The sequence below is a fragment of the Acinetobacter sp. GW821-FHT09D10 genome, from assembly GCF_059416285.1.
The window spans coordinates 249,914-269,104 of record NZ_JBWKOW010000001.1; the positions used below are offsets into that span (position 1 = coordinate 249,914).

14 protein-coding genes are annotated in these 19,191 nt (G+C 40.4%); all 14 read right to left on the minus strand.

Annotated features, from left to right (window positions below; all coding sequences use genetic code 11):
* Positions 1 to 33: 33 nt before the first annotated feature.
* Positions 34 to 1,032, minus strand: a complete 999-nt coding sequence (gene mgrA / locus AC07M3_RS01175) for an L-glyceraldehyde 3-phosphate reductase (RefSeq protein WP_494566273.1) — start codon at positions 1,030 to 1,032, stop codon at positions 34 to 36.
* An 11-nt stretch (positions 1,033 to 1,043) separates the two neighbouring features.
* The gene (locus tag AC07M3_RS01180; RefSeq protein ID WP_494566274.1) at positions 1,044 to 2,405 is read right to left on the minus strand and encodes an LLM class flavin-dependent oxidoreductase; all 1,362 of its coding nucleotides are present in this window, start codon (positions 2,403 to 2,405) and stop codon (positions 1,044 to 1,046) included.
* Between the two features lie 62 nt (positions 2,406 to 2,467).
* Positions 2,468 to 4,663 carry a TonB-dependent receptor gene (locus AC07M3_RS01185; RefSeq protein ID WP_494566899.1) on the minus strand — a complete coding sequence of 732 codons (2,196 nt, stop codon included), beginning with the start codon at positions 4,661 to 4,663 and terminating at the stop codon, positions 2,468 to 2,470.
* A 128-nt stretch (positions 4,664 to 4,791) separates the two neighbouring features.
* The gene (locus tag AC07M3_RS01190) at positions 4,792 to 5,859 is read right to left on the minus strand and encodes an ABC transporter substrate-binding protein (protein ID WP_494566275.1); all 1,068 of its coding nucleotides are present in this window, start codon (positions 5,857 to 5,859) and stop codon (positions 4,792 to 4,794) included.
* Between the two features lie 50 nt (positions 5,860 to 5,909).
* Positions 5,910 to 6,818: a TauD/TfdA dioxygenase family protein gene (locus AC07M3_RS01195; protein WP_494566276.1), complete on the minus strand. Its 909-nt coding sequence runs from the start codon at positions 6,816 to 6,818 to the stop codon at positions 5,910 to 5,912.
* A 119-nt stretch (positions 6,819 to 6,937) separates the two neighbouring features.
* Entirely contained in the window at positions 6,938 to 7,735 is a 798-nt protein-coding gene (locus AC07M3_RS01200) for a Crp/Fnr family transcriptional regulator (RefSeq protein ID WP_014206770.1), read from the minus strand.
* 156 nt (positions 7,736 to 7,891) lie between these two features.
* Complete coding sequence (locus tag AC07M3_RS01205; protein ID WP_494566277.1) at positions 7,892 to 8,299, minus strand: ExbD/TolR family protein; 408 nt, start codon at positions 8,297 to 8,299, stop codon at positions 7,892 to 7,894.
* Positions 8,299 to 9,033: a MotA/TolQ/ExbB proton channel family protein gene (locus AC07M3_RS01210; RefSeq protein WP_494566278.1), complete on the minus strand. Its 735-nt coding sequence runs from the start codon at positions 9,031 to 9,033 to the stop codon at positions 8,299 to 8,301. Before AC07M3_RS01210 ends, AC07M3_RS01205 begins: the two co-directional genes overlap by 1 nt.
* Positions 9,034 to 9,070: 37 nt before the next feature.
* Complete coding sequence (locus AC07M3_RS01215) at positions 9,071 to 9,913, minus strand: energy transducer TonB (RefSeq protein ID WP_494566279.1); 843 nt, start codon at positions 9,911 to 9,913, stop codon at positions 9,071 to 9,073.
* Positions 9,914 to 9,925: 12 nt separating this feature from the next.
* Positions 9,926 to 10,741 (minus strand): ABC transporter ATP-binding protein, encoded by an 816-nt coding sequence (locus tag AC07M3_RS01220; RefSeq protein ID WP_494566280.1) that lies wholly within the window; start codon positions 10,739 to 10,741, stop codon positions 9,926 to 9,928.
* A 9-nt stretch (positions 10,742 to 10,750) separates the two neighbouring features.
* Complete coding sequence (locus tag AC07M3_RS01225) at positions 10,751 to 12,376, minus strand: ABC transporter permease (protein WP_494566281.1); 1,626 nt, start codon at positions 12,374 to 12,376, stop codon at positions 10,751 to 10,753.
* 315 nt (positions 12,377 to 12,691) lie between these two features.
* Entirely contained in the window at positions 12,692 to 13,888 is a 1,197-nt protein-coding gene (locus tag AC07M3_RS01230) for an LLM class flavin-dependent oxidoreductase (RefSeq protein WP_494566282.1), read from the minus strand.
* 22 nt (positions 13,889 to 13,910) lie between these two features.
* Positions 13,911 to 16,241: a TonB-dependent receptor gene (locus AC07M3_RS01235; protein ID WP_494566283.1), complete on the minus strand. Its 2,331-nt coding sequence runs from the start codon at positions 16,239 to 16,241 to the stop codon at positions 13,911 to 13,913.
* Positions 16,242 to 16,492: 251 nt separating this feature from the next.
* On the minus strand, positions 16,493 to 19,105 hold the full coding sequence (locus tag AC07M3_RS01240) for a TonB-dependent receptor (RefSeq protein ID WP_494566284.1): 2,613 nt from the start codon (positions 19,103 to 19,105) through the stop codon (positions 16,493 to 16,495).
* Positions 19,106 to 19,191: the final 86 nt, after the last annotated feature.

The following is a 19,191-nucleotide window of genomic DNA, read 5'->3' on the forward strand; positions in this document are numbered from 1 at the left end:
CCTAAAAAGCCATGCTGCAAATTTTGTATAGAGTTATGGCGTATTTAGAATAGCGTCAATCTGAGTCAACTCATCTGCACTAAACGTCGTATTTTGCAATGCTTTTAAGTTTTCGATGATCTGCTCTGGACGACTAGCACCAATGATTGTCGATGTAATCCATTCATCACGTAAAACCCATGATAATGACAATTGAGCCAGTGTTTGGTCTCGGCGCTTTGCTATTTCATTTAACTGCTGTATTTGCTGTAGCTTCAATGCAACGAGGTGCTCTGACTGTAAATAACGACTACCACGTCCGATACGTGAATCTTCAGGTACACCATTAAGATATCGTCCAGCCAATAGGCCTTGAGCCAGTGGTGAGAACGTAATTACACCAAAACCCTCTTGTTTAGCAGTCTCCGTTAAACCTTGCTCAATCTGGCGTTCAAAAAAATTGTAAATCGGTTGATGCAAAGTAAGTGGAACATGATAGGTTTGAAGCAATTCTATTAACTGTAAAGTTAATTCTGGTGTATATCCAGAAGAAATCCCAACATAGAGAGCTTTACCTTGTTGCACAATATCGGCAAGTGTCTTGGCTGTTTCTTCAAGAGGTGTTTCTGGGTCATAACGATGTGAATAAAAAATATCGACATAATCAAGCCCCAGTCGCTGTAAGCTTTGATCAAGACTAGCCATTAGGTATTTTCGGCTGCTACCACCTTGTCCATAAGGTCCAGGCCACATGTCCCAGCCTGCCTTTGTCGAAATAATGAGTTCGTCTCGATATGGCTTGAAGTCATTTTTTAAAAAGTGCCCAATATTTTTCTCTGCACTTCCAAAGGGTGTTCCATAATTATTGGCTAGATCGAAATGATTAATTCCATGATCAAACGCCGTGTAAAGTACCGATTTTTGTTGCTGAATTGGGGTGTCATCGCCAAAATTATGCCAGCAACCGAGTGACAATGGTGGTAATACCAAACCACTATTTTTAATTTTTCGATATTGAAATGATTGATATCGTTCTGAATTTGCGAAATACATACTTTGTCCTTTTATTTGGCAGCAGCGAAGAGGCCGAGGTTTTGTCTTAATGTTTGACCTTCGTATTCTTTGCGGAATAAATTACGCTGTTGAAGGATGGGAATAACTAGATCGACAAAGTCTCTAATTCCGTTTGATATGACGGCCGGCATAATGTTAAATCCATCTGCTGCTCTACTAACGAACCATTCTTCAAGCTGATCGGCGATATATTCTGGCGTACCAACCAAACAAAAATGCCCTCGTCCCGATGCAATACGTTGGTAGAGCTGTTTAATGGTTAGACCCTGCTCTTGCCCGAGTGCCTGAATTAATTGCTGGCGACTTTGCTGCCCCGTTTGCGTCTCGGATAAATCTAACGAAGCTAAAGTCTGATTCACATCTACACCGCTTAAATCAAAATTACCCAACATTCTGCCTAAAAGCCCAAGGCCAATGTCATCATCAACGAGTTCATCTAAAAGCTGTTGCTGCTTCTTAGCATCTTCATTCGTATGAGCAACAAGCACATATACACCGGGCATGACCACTAACTCATGCTCTTGGCGATCAAAGTCTTCAAGACGTTGCTTTACATCACTATAAAACTGCTGTGCAGCTGCCAAGTTGGATTGGGCAGTAAAAATGACATCTGCCGTACGAGCTGCGAGATTTTTACCTCGTTCGGAACTACCGGCTTGAACAACCACAGGGTGAGACTGTGGGCTTTGGCTAATATTGAGTGGACCTTTTACCTGAAAAATATCACCGCAATGATTGAGCGTATGTACCTTATCTGGATTAAAGAAAATACCTCTGGCTTTATCATGAATAGCTGCATCTTCATCCCAACTACGCCAAAGTCCTTTTACGACATCATGAAATTCTTCAGCACGTGCATAGCGGTCTTGATGTTTGACATGTTCCTTTGTACTGAAATTTTTCGCTTCAAGCGCAAAATCGGTGGTGACGAGGTTCCAGCCTGCACGTCCAGCAGAAATCTGGTCTAAAGAGGCAAACTTTCTTGCGAGATGATATGGCTCATTGTAGGTTGTCGTGGCTGTTCCAATGAGTCCAATATGACGGGTTTGTGTCGCAATTGCCGAAAGTAATGTGAGGGGTTCAATCTCGTTACCACGAATTTTGCCTGATGTCGCAGTTGCTGGATCAACAGCCAAACTATCGGCAAAAAAAATGGCATCAAATTTCCCTTCTTCAGCTATTTTTGCTGCACTTAAGTAGCGTTCATAGGGACTTAGGTTTAATTGACTCGCTGGATGCCTCCAACTGGCCAAATGATGGCCATAACCGTCTAAAAATAAATTAAGGTGAAGCTTTCTTGTAGACGAATGTTGAACCTGAGATGACCTTACAGGTTTTAAAGGATTACTCATTTTAATCAGTCCAATTGATTGGTGTACACCTCGTAAAAAACGAGGCGTACTAGACATACTTTTTAGAAATTTTTACGAAATGAAATACCAAAGTAGCGTTCATCATCTCGAGGGACTTGACGATTAATACGGCTACCATTTGTGCTCAGCAGAGTTGCGTATGATTTATCCGTTATATTCCGTACATTCAATGCCAATCGCCAGTCAGAGGCAGTATCAGCTAAAGCAATGCTCGCGTTCAAAAGCCCATATGTACCCTGAATGGTGTTTTGGTTTTGGTCGAGACTGAACTGCACTTTGCTCTGCCATGCATATTGAGTTGAAAGTTCAATTTGCTTGTTATTTGCCAGAGTAAAATAGCGATCGAGCTGCGTATTAAATTTCCAATCCGGTGAAAATGGCAGTGGTTTACCATTTACATTGGGGCATGAAGTATCGGCAGCAGGACATTTGAAATCATCAATTCGTGCATGTGTATAGGCACCTGAAAAGTTTAGTGCCCAATTTGGATTGATCTTATATACCGAATCAATTTCAGCACCATAGGTAGAGACACTTCCTGCATTAACCAAGCGTGTTATCGGAAAACCATTTGGGTCGAGAGTTCTAAAATTTGCCTGATAGTTATCATAATCAGTATTAAATAACGCTACATTGACACGCAGACGATTATTTAACCATTGAGATTTGAGACCAAGTTCGTAAGAGTTAGCCGTTTCAGGATCAATGACAGGCGTATCATTTTGCTGCATATTAAAATAAACGTTATATGCAGGCCCTTTATAACCTCGCGAATAGGTAAAATAGCCCAATATATTCGGTGTAAAGTCATATTGAGGTCCTATGCGGCCTGAAACTCCAGTTTCACTGGTCGATCCATCACTGCTAAATGAAGAGCGAATGGCATTTCGGACACCTACACTGCTTGGAACAGTTGAAACTCGGCTGTGATCATAAGACAACTCATCTCGAGTAACACGTAAACCTGCAATCCATCTCAACCGATTTGTGAAATGAAAGGTACCTTCACCAAATGCAGCATAGTTGGTGCTGTCTGTGTTATAGATTGCCTTACCAAAATCTACGACATAGGCATTCGAGGCATTGTTATACCAAGTTGACTCACGTTGATAAGTCTCATCATTTTTGTTCTTTGAAAAATATAGACCCGCGACATAATCAAAAAAACCATGATCGAGCGGTTTAATTCTAATCTCTTGAGAAAATTGCTTACTGTTAACATGGCCTAAATCGGCAATTCCGGCAAAATTTGGTGTCGGAGCAGCAAGCTGATCACTGTCACCAATCTGTGTGTTTTTCCATTGGCGAAAGGCTGTAATTGATGATAATTGATGATTGGTTAATGTCCAGTCTGCGGTGAGTGCTACACCCTGATTAGTATCATCAGTCGAGGCTTGAGTATTTTCAACAGTACTCCGATTGGTTGGAGATGCAACAACAGGCGATAATGCCGCTGCATAGTTGGCATCGGTATTTTTAACCACAATACCTGTCGGGGCACTCCCTTTTTTATGCAGATAATCAGCAGTAAAGCCCAACACTAAACTATCGGTAGGCGTATATTCAAATTTGGTTCTAAAACCATAATTTTTATAGCCATTAACATCTTGATTGGTTGTAAGGTTGTCTACATTGCCATCAAAATTACCTAATAGCGCCGAGACATTGGCAGTTAATTTTTCAGGAATTAATGTACCAGATGCTCCTAGTTTAATTCGTTGTTCACCATCGTTAGTGGCATAGGCATCAATATAACCAGAGGTTTCACTGGTTGGATTTTTGGTCACAATATTGACTACACCTGCCGATGCATTTTTACCAAAAAGTGTTCCTTGCGGACCACGAAGGACTTCAATACGATCCACATCTAACAAATCAAGTGTTGCTTGCCCTGGTCGGCTGTAAACAACGCCATCTATCACTGTTGAGACAGAAGGCTCAACACCCGGTGAAGTGGTAACAGTTCCAATACCGCGAACAAATAAAGAAGTATCCTTATTGGAAGCTCCAGCCCGAAAGTTAACACTCGGTACTTGTGTTACCAATGTTTCAAGTGAGTTTCGCTGTTGCTTATCGAGTTCTTTTCCACTAATGACTGAAACGGCAACGGGTACTTTTTGGAGTGATTCTTCACGGCGTGTTGCTGTTACTACAACAGTTTCTAACTGAGCCACATCCTCTGAAGAACGTGCGGTGCTTGAGACTGTTTCTGCATGAGCTTGTCCCCAAACTGACAAGATACTCAGCGAAAGCAGACTTAAATTTAAAATTTTTTGTTTGGTTGCTGACGTGAACGGATCACGCGCTACATTTTTCGAATGTATCGCCATTATTTACCCCATAATTAAGTTTTAAAAGACGGTGCTTATTTCAGTGATTTCAAATATTCGTACTGCTGAGTTGGTTTCCAGTAGGTCTTTAAATTTGATTGTTCAAGTGCTTGGTTTACAAATGACGGATTAATCCAGCTTTTGACGTCAATATTTTTGCGTATCAACCCTTGTTGCGTAGCCAAAATAATTTTTTGCTGCAATTGTTGGGTGTAATAGCCATCAAATAACGGTGAATATAAAAACTTCAGATTTACACCATTGAGTTCCTGAGCATATATAGATGCGGGATAGCCAGATTGGGTAAAAAAGAGTGCGACTTGTGGTACTCGATTTTGCTCATTTGAGAGCCAGTTCAGTCCTTTTACAACCTGAGTCACAACTTGTTGTGTTTCATTTGGGTGTTGTCGAATAAACGATTGACGACCTAAAAACACACCTTGAGTAGATCCTGCACCATTTAATTGACGACTACTTATGGGCAAGTTAACGATGTGTTTGTCACGTAAAGCAAAAAATCGAGAAGGTCCCCATGACGCATCAATTTTTTTTGCGGCCAAAGCAGCGTTGACGGCGTTAAAGTCTAAATTGACCACTCGCACATCGCTGAGCTTTAAACCTTGGCTGTTCAATGCATTCACAAATGACAATTCATCTGCTGTTCCTCTTAACAAACCAACGCGTTTTCCTTTTAATTCAGCAAAATTTTTGATTGAAAGATCAGACCTTACCGCCAGATAATTGGTGATGCCGCGCGCCGTTGGAACAAGTAATTGGGTATCTAATCCATTGGCTTTACCAATGATTGGAGGTAAATCCCCTAAAAAGGCAAAATCCAGTTGATTGTTGGCCAATGCTTCATTAATAGCTGGCCCAGCACCTTTAAAAAAGTGCCATTCCACTTTGACATTGTTTTTTGCAAGTTCTTGCTCAAGCCATTTTTTGTTGTAAAGCACATCAACAACTCCACCACCCGCGTGTTTTTGACCAGCAGTCAAATCGGGAGAACCAATTCGGATTGTTTTAAGGCTTTCAGCATAACTGGCATCTCCAAAAGCCAATAAGCTCAGCAAGATCAATTTTTTAAAAATTGATGGTTTCATTATATTTTCCACATTTTTATTGATAAATCAGCGTTGTATTGCTTAGACGCTTAAGACGTAGATGGCTTAATTTGCTTACTCGCTTTGCCATCGATATCAACAGGAACATCGCCTGCCAACGTAACGCGTCGCATGATACGCAATGCATTACCATAATCATTGACGGCTAAATGCTGAGTGGCACGGTTGTCCCAAATAGCGACATCTCCGTCCTTCCACGTCCAGCGAATCGTGTTTTCTGGTTTGGTAATACGATCTTGAAAAATTTCAAACAGCTTGTTGGACTCTTTAGCAGTCAGACCTACAAATCGTTTAAAAAATTGGCCTAAAATTAAGGTTCGCTTACCTGTTTCAGGGTGTACTCTGACCAATGGGTGTTCTGCCTCATAGACAGTTGAAGCAAAGATTTTTTGATGGCGTTTTACGACTTCATCACTTGCAGAAGGCCGAAAACCACCATAATCAAAATCATTGGTATGAATTGCACGGAGCTGATTGGCAAGGAGCTTTAGCGGCTCTGGCAATTCATCATAGGCTGCTTCTGTATTTGCCCATGTGGTATCGCCTCCTCGATTGGGCGTAGTTACCGCTCTTAGAATGCTGATTTTGGGATAATTTGATACAAAGGTGACATCGGTATGCCAAACGTCTGCACGGCCGTCATGACGGGAATCAAGTTCAAATATATAAGTCGAACCCTCTGCCACTGGAACAGTAGGGTGTGAAATAGGTTGCCCAAGCAATTCGGCAAATTTTTCCTGCTCGTGATCGGTTAAATGTTCCTGATTACGGAAAAAAATAACTTTATGTTCAAGCAATGATTGCCTAATTTGATTCAAGACCTCAGGGTTAAGGTTTGAAGATAATTCAACACCATTAATTTGTGCACCGATACGACCTGCTAAAGGGATCACTTCGATTAACTTACTCACTGGTTTTTTTATTAATAAATCTGCCATATCATCTTTCTCGTCATTGATGATATGAGTTTAGAAATTACCCCTTTTAAATTCTGCAACAAAAATTACATAGCATTTCTGCATTTATGAAAAATTATTCATAATTCGTCATAATCGCTTTAGTGCAGTAAGGCCTTTAATTTGTCGATGTCTTTGACAGAGATATGATTGTATTTTGTTTCTATAATGCCTTCTTCAACAAACCACTGAATTTCCTTTCTGATACTTTGTCTCGATATCTTTAAAAGTTCAGCTAAATTTTCTTGTGAGAGTTTTAACAAAACCTCAATGCCTTTTTGAGTCTGAGTTGAAAAAAATTCGATTAAATAGATGAGCTGTCGCGCAATTTGTACTTTTAAAGGTTGCGTAGATGTGTGATAGATATCATTGTCTAAAAGCCGTGTTCTCTGGCATACCAGTTTTAAAACCTGATATAGCATGCGTGAATTGTGCTGTATGGTGTGCTTAAAGATATGCTCTGGAATGGTTGCGATCACAGTTGCTTCGTGTGCAACATATTCATGCTCTAAGGCAGATTCAGAAATAAGATAGACAATATTTAATAGTGCACCTGTAGGAATAAAACGATGAATAAGATATTTCCCATCGTATGAATTCCAGCCTAACTTGAGTACACCACTTAAAACAATGATCAGTTCACGACAGTCTTGATTTCTCGAATATAGCACTTGCCCCTGATAAAGATGCTTTATCTTAATTTCATTAAATAATTTCTGCTTTTCTTCAAGCGAACACGCGTCCATAAATTCACATTCTGACAGCATTTGTTCAGCCAGTTTTTTATATTCAAAGGTAATGTTGAAATCTTGATAACGATTGATATGAGTTTGATCTAATAAATCTAAAAAATGATCATAGTTATTTCTTCTTTTATCGTTGTAAACAAGTGTTGTCATTCGCCATCTCACCATCAAATTGAAGCTCTAAAATAGACCATACAACCTAATCGTGAAATTCAAGTTTAATATAAATTTAGATTAAACAATTATATAAAAATCAAGATCTCAAATTTGGATCTTGATTTTCTTTCGTCTTGTTTATTTTGATAGAACTTAAGACTTAGGCGATGTAATGACTGATAGTTTATCAACGCCTACCCGTTCTATGCTGGCCAGTAACTTGGCAACTGTACCATATGGAACCGTCTCATCTGCATTCAGGTTCAGAGCCAGTTTAGGATTGGCCGCCTTACGCGTTTGAATGGCCTGTTCAAAGTGTTCAAGACTGACTTGGTCTTTGTCCAGATAAATTTCCCCTTTTGGATTAACACTAATGACCACAGCCTTGGTTTGATCTGTCACCTGCGTTGGTGCAGCCTTAGGTAAGTTTACCTTAACAGTGTTTGTCAGTAAGGGCGCCGTAACGATAAACACAATCAACAGAACCAACATCACATCCACTAAAGGGGTAATGTTGATCTCGCTGACCACATCATCTTGTTCCGATGTTGAAATTGCCATTATGCATATACCTTATCTTTATTGTGGGTATGGCTTAACTCGCTGGTTGGAGTACTCGTGTTTGTTGTTTTTGCCTTGACTGTCTTAAGCTGGAAACCTGATTTTTGGTTTAGGCTGACAAAGTCGGTTGCAAAGTCATCCAGTTCTGCGCCAATAGTTTTTACTTTACGCACAAAATAGTTATATGCCAGTACCGCTGGAACAGCCACTGCAATCCCGATGCCTGTTGCAACTAGCGCTTCACCAATCGGCCCTGCAACGACATCCATACTGGCATTACCCGAATGTGCAATCGCCTGTAAAGCATGGATAATCCCAAAGACGGTACCAAATAGCCCAATGAAAGGTGCATTATTACCAATTGATGCGAGTAAGGCAGAGCCTTTTTCTAGCTGGCGACGTTCTGATAAAATTTGTTTGCGTAAATGGCGCTCGAGTAAATCTTGACGGCTCCAGCTATGTTGTAAATCTTGATGCGTATCATCGTCTGCATCGGCAAGTGTTTTAAAACCAGTAAGTGCAATGCGTGCCACAGGTCCTTGTCCTACTTCCGATTTTTGAATGGCATCTTGAAGATTTTTGGCACTCCAGAATTCTTCTGCAAAGGCTTTGCTCTGGCGGTCGGCTTTTTGGGTTTGAACCAGTTTAATGACAATCAAACCCCACGTCACAATTGAAAAAGCAACCAATAACCAGATAGTCCCATCGTGGATCAGGGAGTTGATATCACTCATGTTAAAATTCCTTATAGATCAATATTAAGTTAAAAAATTATTTCGGGAGTTGATAGTGAATTGGAACATCGACCCAACCTTCAACTGGTGTTTTTCCTTTTAAGGCGGGTGAGAATTTCCATTGTTTTACGGTTCTAATCGCCGCACTATCGAGTATTTTTTTGCCGCTGCTCTGTTTGACAGTCACGCTATCAGGACTGCCATTTGGCAAGACTTTTACCCTCAAGATAACTGAGCCTTCCCAGCCTCGATCAAGAGCCTGTTCAGGATATTCAGGTGCTGGGTTACTCAAATAACCCGCATAGCCTTTTGCTTCTGTAACAGGCAAGTTGTCATCAGCAGCTTTCGCAGGTACATCAGCGGGTTTTGAAACTGGTTGCTGAACAGGAGCCGCCACCACATTTTTACTTAGCGGTTCTGCTACAGGTCGCGGTTGCTCTACTGCCTTATGCTGTTCAACAGGTTTAGGCTGCTCAACGTGTTTCTGTACTGGTTTTGGTGGCTCTATTTGTTTTTGTACAGGCTGAGGTTTTTGGCTAACAGGTGGTATCTTTGGCTTTTGCACCACTGGAGGGATTTTAGGTTCAATCACCTTGGGTGGCTCAGGTGGTTTGACAATCTCAATTACCACCGGATCAGGTGTTTTAACGTCAAGCTGAGGCGTAGGAAGTTGTTTGGCGATATACCAAATTCCCAAATGTGCCGCAGCAACAGCCACAATCGCGATTGCCAAAGCATTCTTTTTTGGCCCAGCAGGATCATTTCCAACATCTACGTTATGTCTAAAAGGATCATTAACCGTCGTTGTATGGGTGACCTGATTGGATAATTGCTCAAATAAAAATGCTTTTTTGATCGAGCCTTGACTAAACTCACTCATCAATAACTCCTATTAACCAATTTTGTCTTCGGTCAAAATCCGAAAAATCTGTTCTTTTAGTTGATGCAATTCAAAACTTGAACGATTTCGAGGACGCGGTAAGTTGACAGGAATAATCTGTTCAACACGACCAGGTTTGGGTTTTAAAATCACCACACGATCTGCCAGAGTTACAGCCTCTTCCACGTCATGCGTAATAAAAACAGTGGTCATTTTTTGTTGGGATTGAATGCGTAGCAATTCATTTTGCATTTGATGCCGTGTTAATGCGTCCAAGGCACCAAACGGTTCGTCTAACAGAAAAATACGAGGCTGCACAACAAGACTACGTGCAATGGCTACACGTTGAGACATCCCCCCAGATAGTTGATGTGGATATGCCTTTTCAAAGCCATTTAAGCCAATTAACTCAATTGCTTTCTGTACCAGAATATCTTTATCACGTGCAGTTAATGCTTCATTTAATAAACCCAGTTCAATGTTTTGCTCAACGGTAAGCCAAGGAAATAAGCGATGTTCTTGAAAGACTACCGCTCGATCGCCGCCAATGCCGCTTACATCGGCACCATCAATTAAAATTCGACCATCAAAATCTTGGTCTAGTCCTGCCAAAAGACGTAAGAGCGTAGATTTACCGCAACCACTGCTGCCTACAATCGCAATAAACTCTCCCTCTTTAATTTCTAGATTAAAGTCGTGAATGACTTTGACAAGTTGTTGATTAACAACAAAAGACTTATGAACATGGTGAAATGCCACACGTGTTTGAGCATTAGATTGAAATGAATGGTGATGTTTTTCAGTATTTGTATTAAGTGTAATCGTCATGGTCTGACCTCAATTTTTTCGCCAAGATGTTGCGTAGTTTTCAGTTATGTTGCCCAGCCATGCCAGAATCGCGCCCAAACCAGCGACCAAAACGGTTGCTGCTATTACACGGTCCATTTCAAAGTTTTGCTGTGCAGCCATCATGTAGCTACCTATGCCAATTCCAGAGCCCATCAAGTATTCAGCTCCAAAAGATGCCATCCACGAATAAAGTAATGCCAGTCGAAACCCAGCGAACATTGAAGGTGCAATGCTAGGTAAAATCAAAAGCGTTAAGCGTTGAAGCAATGTCATTCTTAAGGTGCTTGAGACTTCAACGAGCTGCATTGGAATGCTGGACATGCCTTTCCATGTCGCGATAAACATCGGAAAAAATGTCGCTATTGAAATGAAAACAATTTTTGATAGATCTTCGAGTCCAAACCAAGCTGTCAGTAGCGGAATCCAAGCAAAAATGGCAATGAGACGTAATGTGTTAAGTGTAGGTGCCAACAGATTTTCAATAGGTTTAAATAGCCCCACCACAATTCCTACTGAAGCTCCAATTAGTCCGCCAATAATCAAGCCCAAAATTGCACGATAAAGGCTGTAATAGATGGCAGTAGTGAGTGAGAAATCTTGAATGCCTGACCACAGCGCCTCTAATACTTTCCACGGCGCGGGCAAGATTTGACTCGAAATCAAGTTAAACCAACTGCTTATTGCCCAAAGCACCACTAAACTCAAAGGTAAAACCCATGACTTGAAAACATCGGTTCTGTTTTTTTTGTGGAAAGTATGAGCACTCAAAGCAGCATGTGGCCAGAACACAAACTTACGTTCAATTCGATGTAGAATAAAATCGAAAATAATTCCTACAGACGCGATCACAAAAATCGTGACAAAGACAATATCAAGCTGAAATAGCTGACGGCCTGTCACCATCAAATATCCAATGCCTTCCGATGAAGCCAACAATTCAACAGCAATTAAGCTCGTCCAGCCTGCTGCAACAGCTAGTCTTAAACCAGTAAAGAAATATGGAAGTGTGGCTGGCAGTACAAGTTTTGTGAGCAAGGTTAGCCGATTAAATTGTAAGATTGCTGCCATTTCTTTGAGTTTGGGTTGAATGTCACGTACCCCTGCCTGAGTATGTAAGGCAATCGGCACCATTGTGGCCTTAAAAATTATGAAAATTTTTAAACTATTTTCGATGCCGAGCCAGATCATGAGTAAAGGCAACCAAGCCAATGTTGGGATAATGACCAACGCATAAAACGTTGCAGATAGGTATTGTTCGGCAATGCGGCTATAACCCAGTAAAACACCTAGAAATACGCCGCCTAACACACCTGATAATAGGCCAAGACCAAAGCGTTCAAGACTGATCGCAAGCTGTAACCATAGATCTTGAGATGCTATTTCAACGAAAGAATTCCACGTGTCTTTTGGGGTAGGTAAAATTTGAGCAGGCATCCATTGCTCGTTTGACGCTACCCACCATAGTAAGAATAAACAAAGAGGTACAATCCAATAGATCGCAAGCGAGTTAAAATACCCAACAGAAATGAACCATGGTTTCTTGGTACTTTTCCAGACAATGCCAGATGAATTTTTTTGCGAAATTATTTCTTTCATATCTCGATATATATCCATACATTCTGCTGTTATAGATCTCTCAGAATGTTTAACTAAACCTATACCTGATGATCTATCCACGTCATGCAGATCTAATATGAGGCGTGTTGTGATCATCTTTGGTGTTATGCTCTGGATGAGAGTAAAGAGAAATGTTTTGTTTAACTGTCTACACAGGTACAAAGATCAGAAAATATTTATATTTATAAATAAGAGATAAAGATAAGAATTCTTGTATAGACCTTTCATAAAAGATCAAACGCGTAAAAGGAACAAAAATTAAAAAAGCCCAACTAGCTTACTAATCAGGCTTATTTAAAGAACATTTAAACTTTAAAGCGCAATATCAAACTCTGGTGTAGCTGCTGTAGGCTGTAATCGAGCACGTTGCTTTTTAAAGTGAGGAAGAACATGTTCACCAAGACGGTAGGACTCTTCAAGATGTGGATAGCCTGCAAGAAAGAACAACTCTATGCCAATGCTATTGTATTCTTCAATACGCTCAATAATCTGTTGGTAGCTCCCCACTAAAGCAACACCTGGTGGCACACCAATGTATCCAAACCCCGACCAAACATTTGGATGGATAAAAAAGTCGCTAACATTTTTACTGCCGTCTTTTTCGGCGTACTCTTTTTCGAAGCTTAATACGCGCGCTGAACGTAAACCCGCATGGGCTGCTGCCGCGTGTAAACGTTGCTTTTCAGCAGCTTCATCGAGAAAACGCTGTGCCTCTGCCAACGCTTCTTGTTCAGTACGGCGAGCAATGGTATCGATTGATAGACCAAATTTTATATTTTCACGGCCATATTTTTTTGCACGAGCACGTACGTCTGCAATCAATGCGGCAATTTCTTCTGGTTTTTCAGCTCGCATTAAATAATAGTCGGCATGTTTGGCTCCAAACTCGCGAGCAGCTTCCGAAGAACCTGCTGTGCAAATAATTGGAAGGCTTGCTTTATTCAGTGGATATTTTAGACCACCACCTTCTGCCGAATAGTACTTTCCTTGATAGTGAAATGAAGGATTATTCCAATATCCTTTTACAACATCTAGAAATTCTGTAGCACGTGCATAACGTTCGTCATGAGGTAAATCATCACCTACTTGACGTTGAATCACTTCCGAACCGCCATTAATAATATTCCAAACCAGCCGATTACCTGTTGCACGCTGATAAGTTGCCGCAGTTTGTACAGCATTATATGGACTAAAATGATAAGGCTGGAATGCCGTCACAAAGTTAAGTTTTTTAGTTTCTCGAGCAAGTAACGAACATACAGTCCAAGGCTCTTCACCCGTTGGCGCATTCACCATGAGCGCACCAGCAAACCCATTAATTTCTGCTGCCCGTGCGATCTGGCTTAGATAATCAATATAGGTAAAATCATCACCTACGTTATAATTAGAAACCGCTCCGGTATTTTCAACATTTTCAATATTGGCCCAATCACCGCGATTACGTGGATCACCAGGTAAAAATTCTGTTTCGCCATGAAGCGGCAAACGTGTAAAAAATTCAATTCCCATTATTTTCTCCGTAAAGCAAAGCTTAGAATTTTGCAGTGAGAGAAACACCAACTTGACGTGGGTTTCCATAGGTTAAGACATATTGTCCAGCAGGACCATTTGGTCGCCCATGAACTTGATATTCTTCATCTAATAGGTTTTTAACGTAAGCATTAACTTGATATTTATTATTTGCGCTGTGATACCCAACGTTAGCGTTCCATAAGGTATAAGCTTTTTGACTTAAGATTGGGTCAACAGAATAATCCTGACGGTTTACTAAGAAGAATTCACGGTCACGATAACTTGCATCAGTGCCCACAATGACTCGTGCTCCACTATCAAGATTAAAGGTATATTCACCGCCTAAGCCTACGGTGTATTTTGGAGAACGAACTAAGCGGTTACCTGTATTGTCAGCATTTACGACATTGGTTACTGGGTTTTTATCAACAAAGTCGGTGTATTCGCTGTCTAAATAAGCCCCGGCAAAGCGTAGGCGTAAATTATCGGTCGCTAAATAATCTAATTCTAATTCTGCACCTTTTACTTCTGCCTTAGGTCCATTTGCTAGAACTGAGGTTACTCCTCCACCCTGTCCTTCGGTCGCAACCAATAGATTTGTTTGAATATCTTTGTAGTCATAATAGAAAATATTAGCGTTGGCCGTTAAATTGCCTTGTAACAAGCTAGACTTCAAACCTAGCTCATAACTATTTAAATATTCTGGGTTAACATCTGCAAGTTGAGTCAGACTACTTGAAAGACCGGTGTTAAAACCGCCTGAACGGAAACCTCGAGCAAAACGGAAGTATGTATTGATATCAGGCGTGATTTCATATTCTGGCGTAATATCGTAGGTCAGCTCATTCCATCTCTTTTTACGGCTTGTTGAACCATTTGCGTTAGGTGCTGGATTATAAACTGCATTACTGTACCCATCCTTTTGCCACCAACTGCCTTTGGTGTAATCGCCCGTGGTAATTTGAACAAGGTCTAGATCAATGTCTTTTTCTTCACTTGTCCAACGTAGACCACCTGTCACCTTAAATTTGTCGGTAAATTTATAGGTACTGTTTCCAAACAAGGCAAAACTTTGGGTGGTCTGGTTATAGGTAATATCCCTAAAAGCTGGTGTTCCCGCCGTTTGGGCTGGAGCGCCATTCGGTAATGTTTTATTTACTCGCGCACTTACGCTTGTTGAGTCTAAATCTTCATTAAAGAAGTGAAAACCTGCAATCCAACTGAGTCTTTTTTCAGCATCGGATGAAATGCGAAACTCTTGGCTGTATTGGCGCCACTCATTATCACTATAGCTTCGTGCTACATCATATGGCGTGTAGTCACCATCAGAAATGGATTTTTGAGTGGTTTTATCAAACGCTGTAATGGATGTAAAAGTATGACTGCCCCCTAAATCTCCTGTTAATGTGAGCGATGTACCATCATGTTGAATTTTATTGCTCTCAGCTAAATCTAAATTTGTATCTCGGCCTTCTGGTCTCTCATAAACACCCCAGTATTTTCCAATACTTAACGAACCATTATTGCCGAGCCCATTATATGTTTGACTATGAAGATTGACTAAAGCATTCCAATCATCATTAATTTTTCCTAATATCTGGAAGCGGAATGATTTTTTATCAACATCTCCGTAGTCTTCTCCACTGGCTAAATTCTTTGCATAACCATCGCGGTCTTCTGAATAGAATGAACCCCTTACTGCAACGTTATCTGATATTGCTCCATTCACGGCGCCTTCAAAAGTACGAAGATTATGGTCGCCTATTCCTATAGTTCCATAACCAGTCGGTTTGTCTGAAAATACGGGTTTCCGTGAAATGTAATTTACTGCACCAGCCGTGGTATTTTTACCGTAGAGGGTGCCTTGCGGACCGCGTAGAACCTCAATACGTTCTAAATCGAATAGGTCTCCAGCACCAGCAACAGGCGCATTTAAATAAACCCCATCTGCATATATACCGACTGGGAAAACTGTAGAGGCTGCAACATCGCCAGTTCCTAGACCACGAATATACCAACGTGGACGGCTATCGCCATCAGGGTTTTCGGCTGCTGCATTGGGTGTATAAGTTAAAACATCGCCAATAAATGTTGAGCCTTTTGCAGCTAAATCTTTGCCCGAAACTGCTGTAATTGCAGTCGGAACTTTTTGAATGTTTTGTGCACGATATTGTGCAGTAACGATGACATCGCCTAGTTTTTTTACATCTTTTGCATTTACCACCTGAGCTTGTTGCTCAGCAGGAATTGTATCAGCATCATCGTTCGCTAAAGCTAATGTCGAAACACTCGCCGTTACTCCCCACATAGCAGTTAAAATACTCTGCCTAATTTTTGTAACCTTAAACATGGTGACTCCATTTAAATAAATCTATTCTTATATTGGCAACTTCCATGCCATTAAATTTATTTAAATACTTTCAAATACTTATTTAAAAACCAAGAATAAAGCGTGTAAAAACTGCTGATAGATAGACAATCTGAAAGGTATTATTGTTGTTATTTCAACATTCACGATTTAATGTGTTTTATATCCCGTATTAATAATAAAGCCATACAGACGTATGGCTTTTTAAGTTTGTTAGAAATAGCGGATGAGTTTTAAAATTTATAACTAAACTGACCCTGTACAGTCAGAGGACGCATAGGTTGTAGAAACTCGCTATTCGCACCTGCTAAACCATTCACAAAATTTCGTTCATTGGTTAGGTTGAGAATATTGAGGCCCACCGTCCACTGTGGCTGGCGATAATAAAGACCTAAGTCCAGATTATAGTTATTAGGTACTTTCACGGTTTGACTTAAGTTTGTGTACCAGTAGCTTGTCCACCATCCTGATAGATTGGCCCCAAAACCAGACTGATGTTGGTAATCTACATAAGCACTTGCAGAGTACTGGGGAATTCCTGCTGCATCATAGCGGCCAGCTTTACGTTGGTTTAAAGCGTTATTGTCTCCCCAAACCGTAGCATTATCTGCGTGAAAGCCAAATGGTGAAAAACCAGCAGGTATAATAGAACTGTATTCAGCATCCAAATAAGTGAAATTACCCCCAATTGCTATATTCTTTTGTAGCTGCCATCTTAATGATGACTCCATGCCTTTTACTTCAAAGCGAGCCATATTGCCGTTCGTATCTGGCGATAAATCTCGTTTTTGTTCAAATCCACTCAGGGTTAAAAATAATTGGTCAGTAATAGGTTCATATTTAAACCCTATTTCTTTTAGCTCACTTTGACTGTCAAAAGCTAAAGGATTGAGTTGATTGCCAGCACCCCAAATCAAGAAAGGCCCAAATACTCCTGTATTTAATGCGGTGCTTTTATCATAGGTAAAATAGAGTGTGCTTTTCGCAGTAGGCTTAATAAACGTACTGAGTTGATAGCTTAATAGACTATATTTATCACTCGATGAACGTATATCTGTTGGGGTTAAGACAAGTGGGTTCTCAAGTTTCGCTCTTACAGAACTATGGTTAATTCCTAAGTTAATACCAAATACATCGTTAAAGGTAAAATTTTGTTGGGTGAATACGCTTAACGTATCCCAAAAACCAGATCCGGTATAGACAGCACCTCCTCCATTAGGTGGAAAGCCACCTTTTTCTGCATATAAACCATTTCCAATTGGGTACATGCGCGGTAAATTTAAATATCCAAAATATTGAGAATATTGAGGCACTCCGGCTTGTCCAATCCAACCTCCTGTTGAGCCGCTATTGTTAATTAACCCCAGTAAATCACCAGGGTTCTTATACGATGGATCATTGGTTAAATCATATGGATTAATATTAAAACTATTATTTGCAGCTAAAGAGGTAAACTTCTCATGACGATATGTTCCTCCTGTACTGCTTTTATTATTAATTTTTACGCCACCTATTTCAAAATCATAGTCGCCTAAAAACTCTAGTCGGTTATCAATTAACTCATGATCTAAATCTGTAAAGAAGCTTCCCACAGAGTCGCCTAAATCTTTGTTATTTTGATAAAGCGTACTATTTGCAATAGACCAGTGGTCATTCAAATCTTTAATTATTTTTAATTGAGTGCTAAATCGCTTGGCACTATTTTTATCTTCACTACGTCCTGAAATATTATCATCTAGCTTGACCAATTCATTACCGAGGATTGATGGATCATAGACCCAACCTTTAATGGTTCCTGCTTGATCGGCAGTTGAGTTCGGTAATGGCGTGGTCTGAACTCCACCAACAGCAACATATTGGTTTTTATCGTTCTTCTGACGAGTTTGCCAACCAATGACTTTAGAATTTGCCGCACCAGATTCAAATACAGGAGACCAAAAAGTCGAACCGTTTTGAATAATAGGCGTAGCTCTACCTTTGTAATAAAGGCCATTATCCACCGATTGTTGCGATGCTCTATTCCAGCCATGTGTCACATTAAAATCGTAATAGTCATCGTAACTGATATTCCAATCTACCCTTAAACGATCATTTGGACGCCAAGCAATTGCTCCATAAAATGCATTAAAGTTATTTTTTACATTGTCATAATAGTCATCTGTCTTTTGTGCTGTTGCGCTCACGCGAAATGCTAACTCTTTTGAAATTGGGGCCGTATGATCAATACTGACAGAGAAATTAGGCTCTGCACCTTTACCTGAGTAAATGGAACCTACAGTCCCAGAAATATTGGTTTCGGCTTTATTAAAATTAGGCTTTTTGGTTAGGTAGTTAATATATCCGCCAGAACCTGAAGTCGGCGCAAAAATTACACCAGTTGGTCCTGCTACAATATCGGCTGCTTCATAAGCATTGAGATTGGTTGGATGGCGGGTACTGTAAATGCGTTGGCTATCTTGAAAAACTTCCGAGTTCTGTCCACGAATTTGTGGAGCAAAGTTAGCATTTTGTCCCCCGCCTCGCGTAATGCTAGGCGCGTATTTGACGAGATCATCCGCACTACGAATAACATCTTCTCTAAATTGTTGTTCTGATACTTGGGATACTACACGCGGGGTATCCAATACAGAGCTATCCGTTCCATAAATTGAGGTCACTTTGCGTTTGGGAACAACGGTAGTTTTCTTGGCTGCTCCAGTAACGACTACATCGGACAAAGTAATTACATCACTTTCAGAATCACCTGCTTGTTGTGGCGTTTCTTCGGCAAAAACATATAACGGTAAAGTCGCCCCTAATACGCTAAGCGCAATAACTAAAGGTTTTAATTGAAAAGGCTGTCTCATATCACACTCAGTAATGTAAATTTACAATGCGTTACGCAAAGCCTATGCCAACCATTAAAAAGTCAAATAATTACCCCTAACCATTT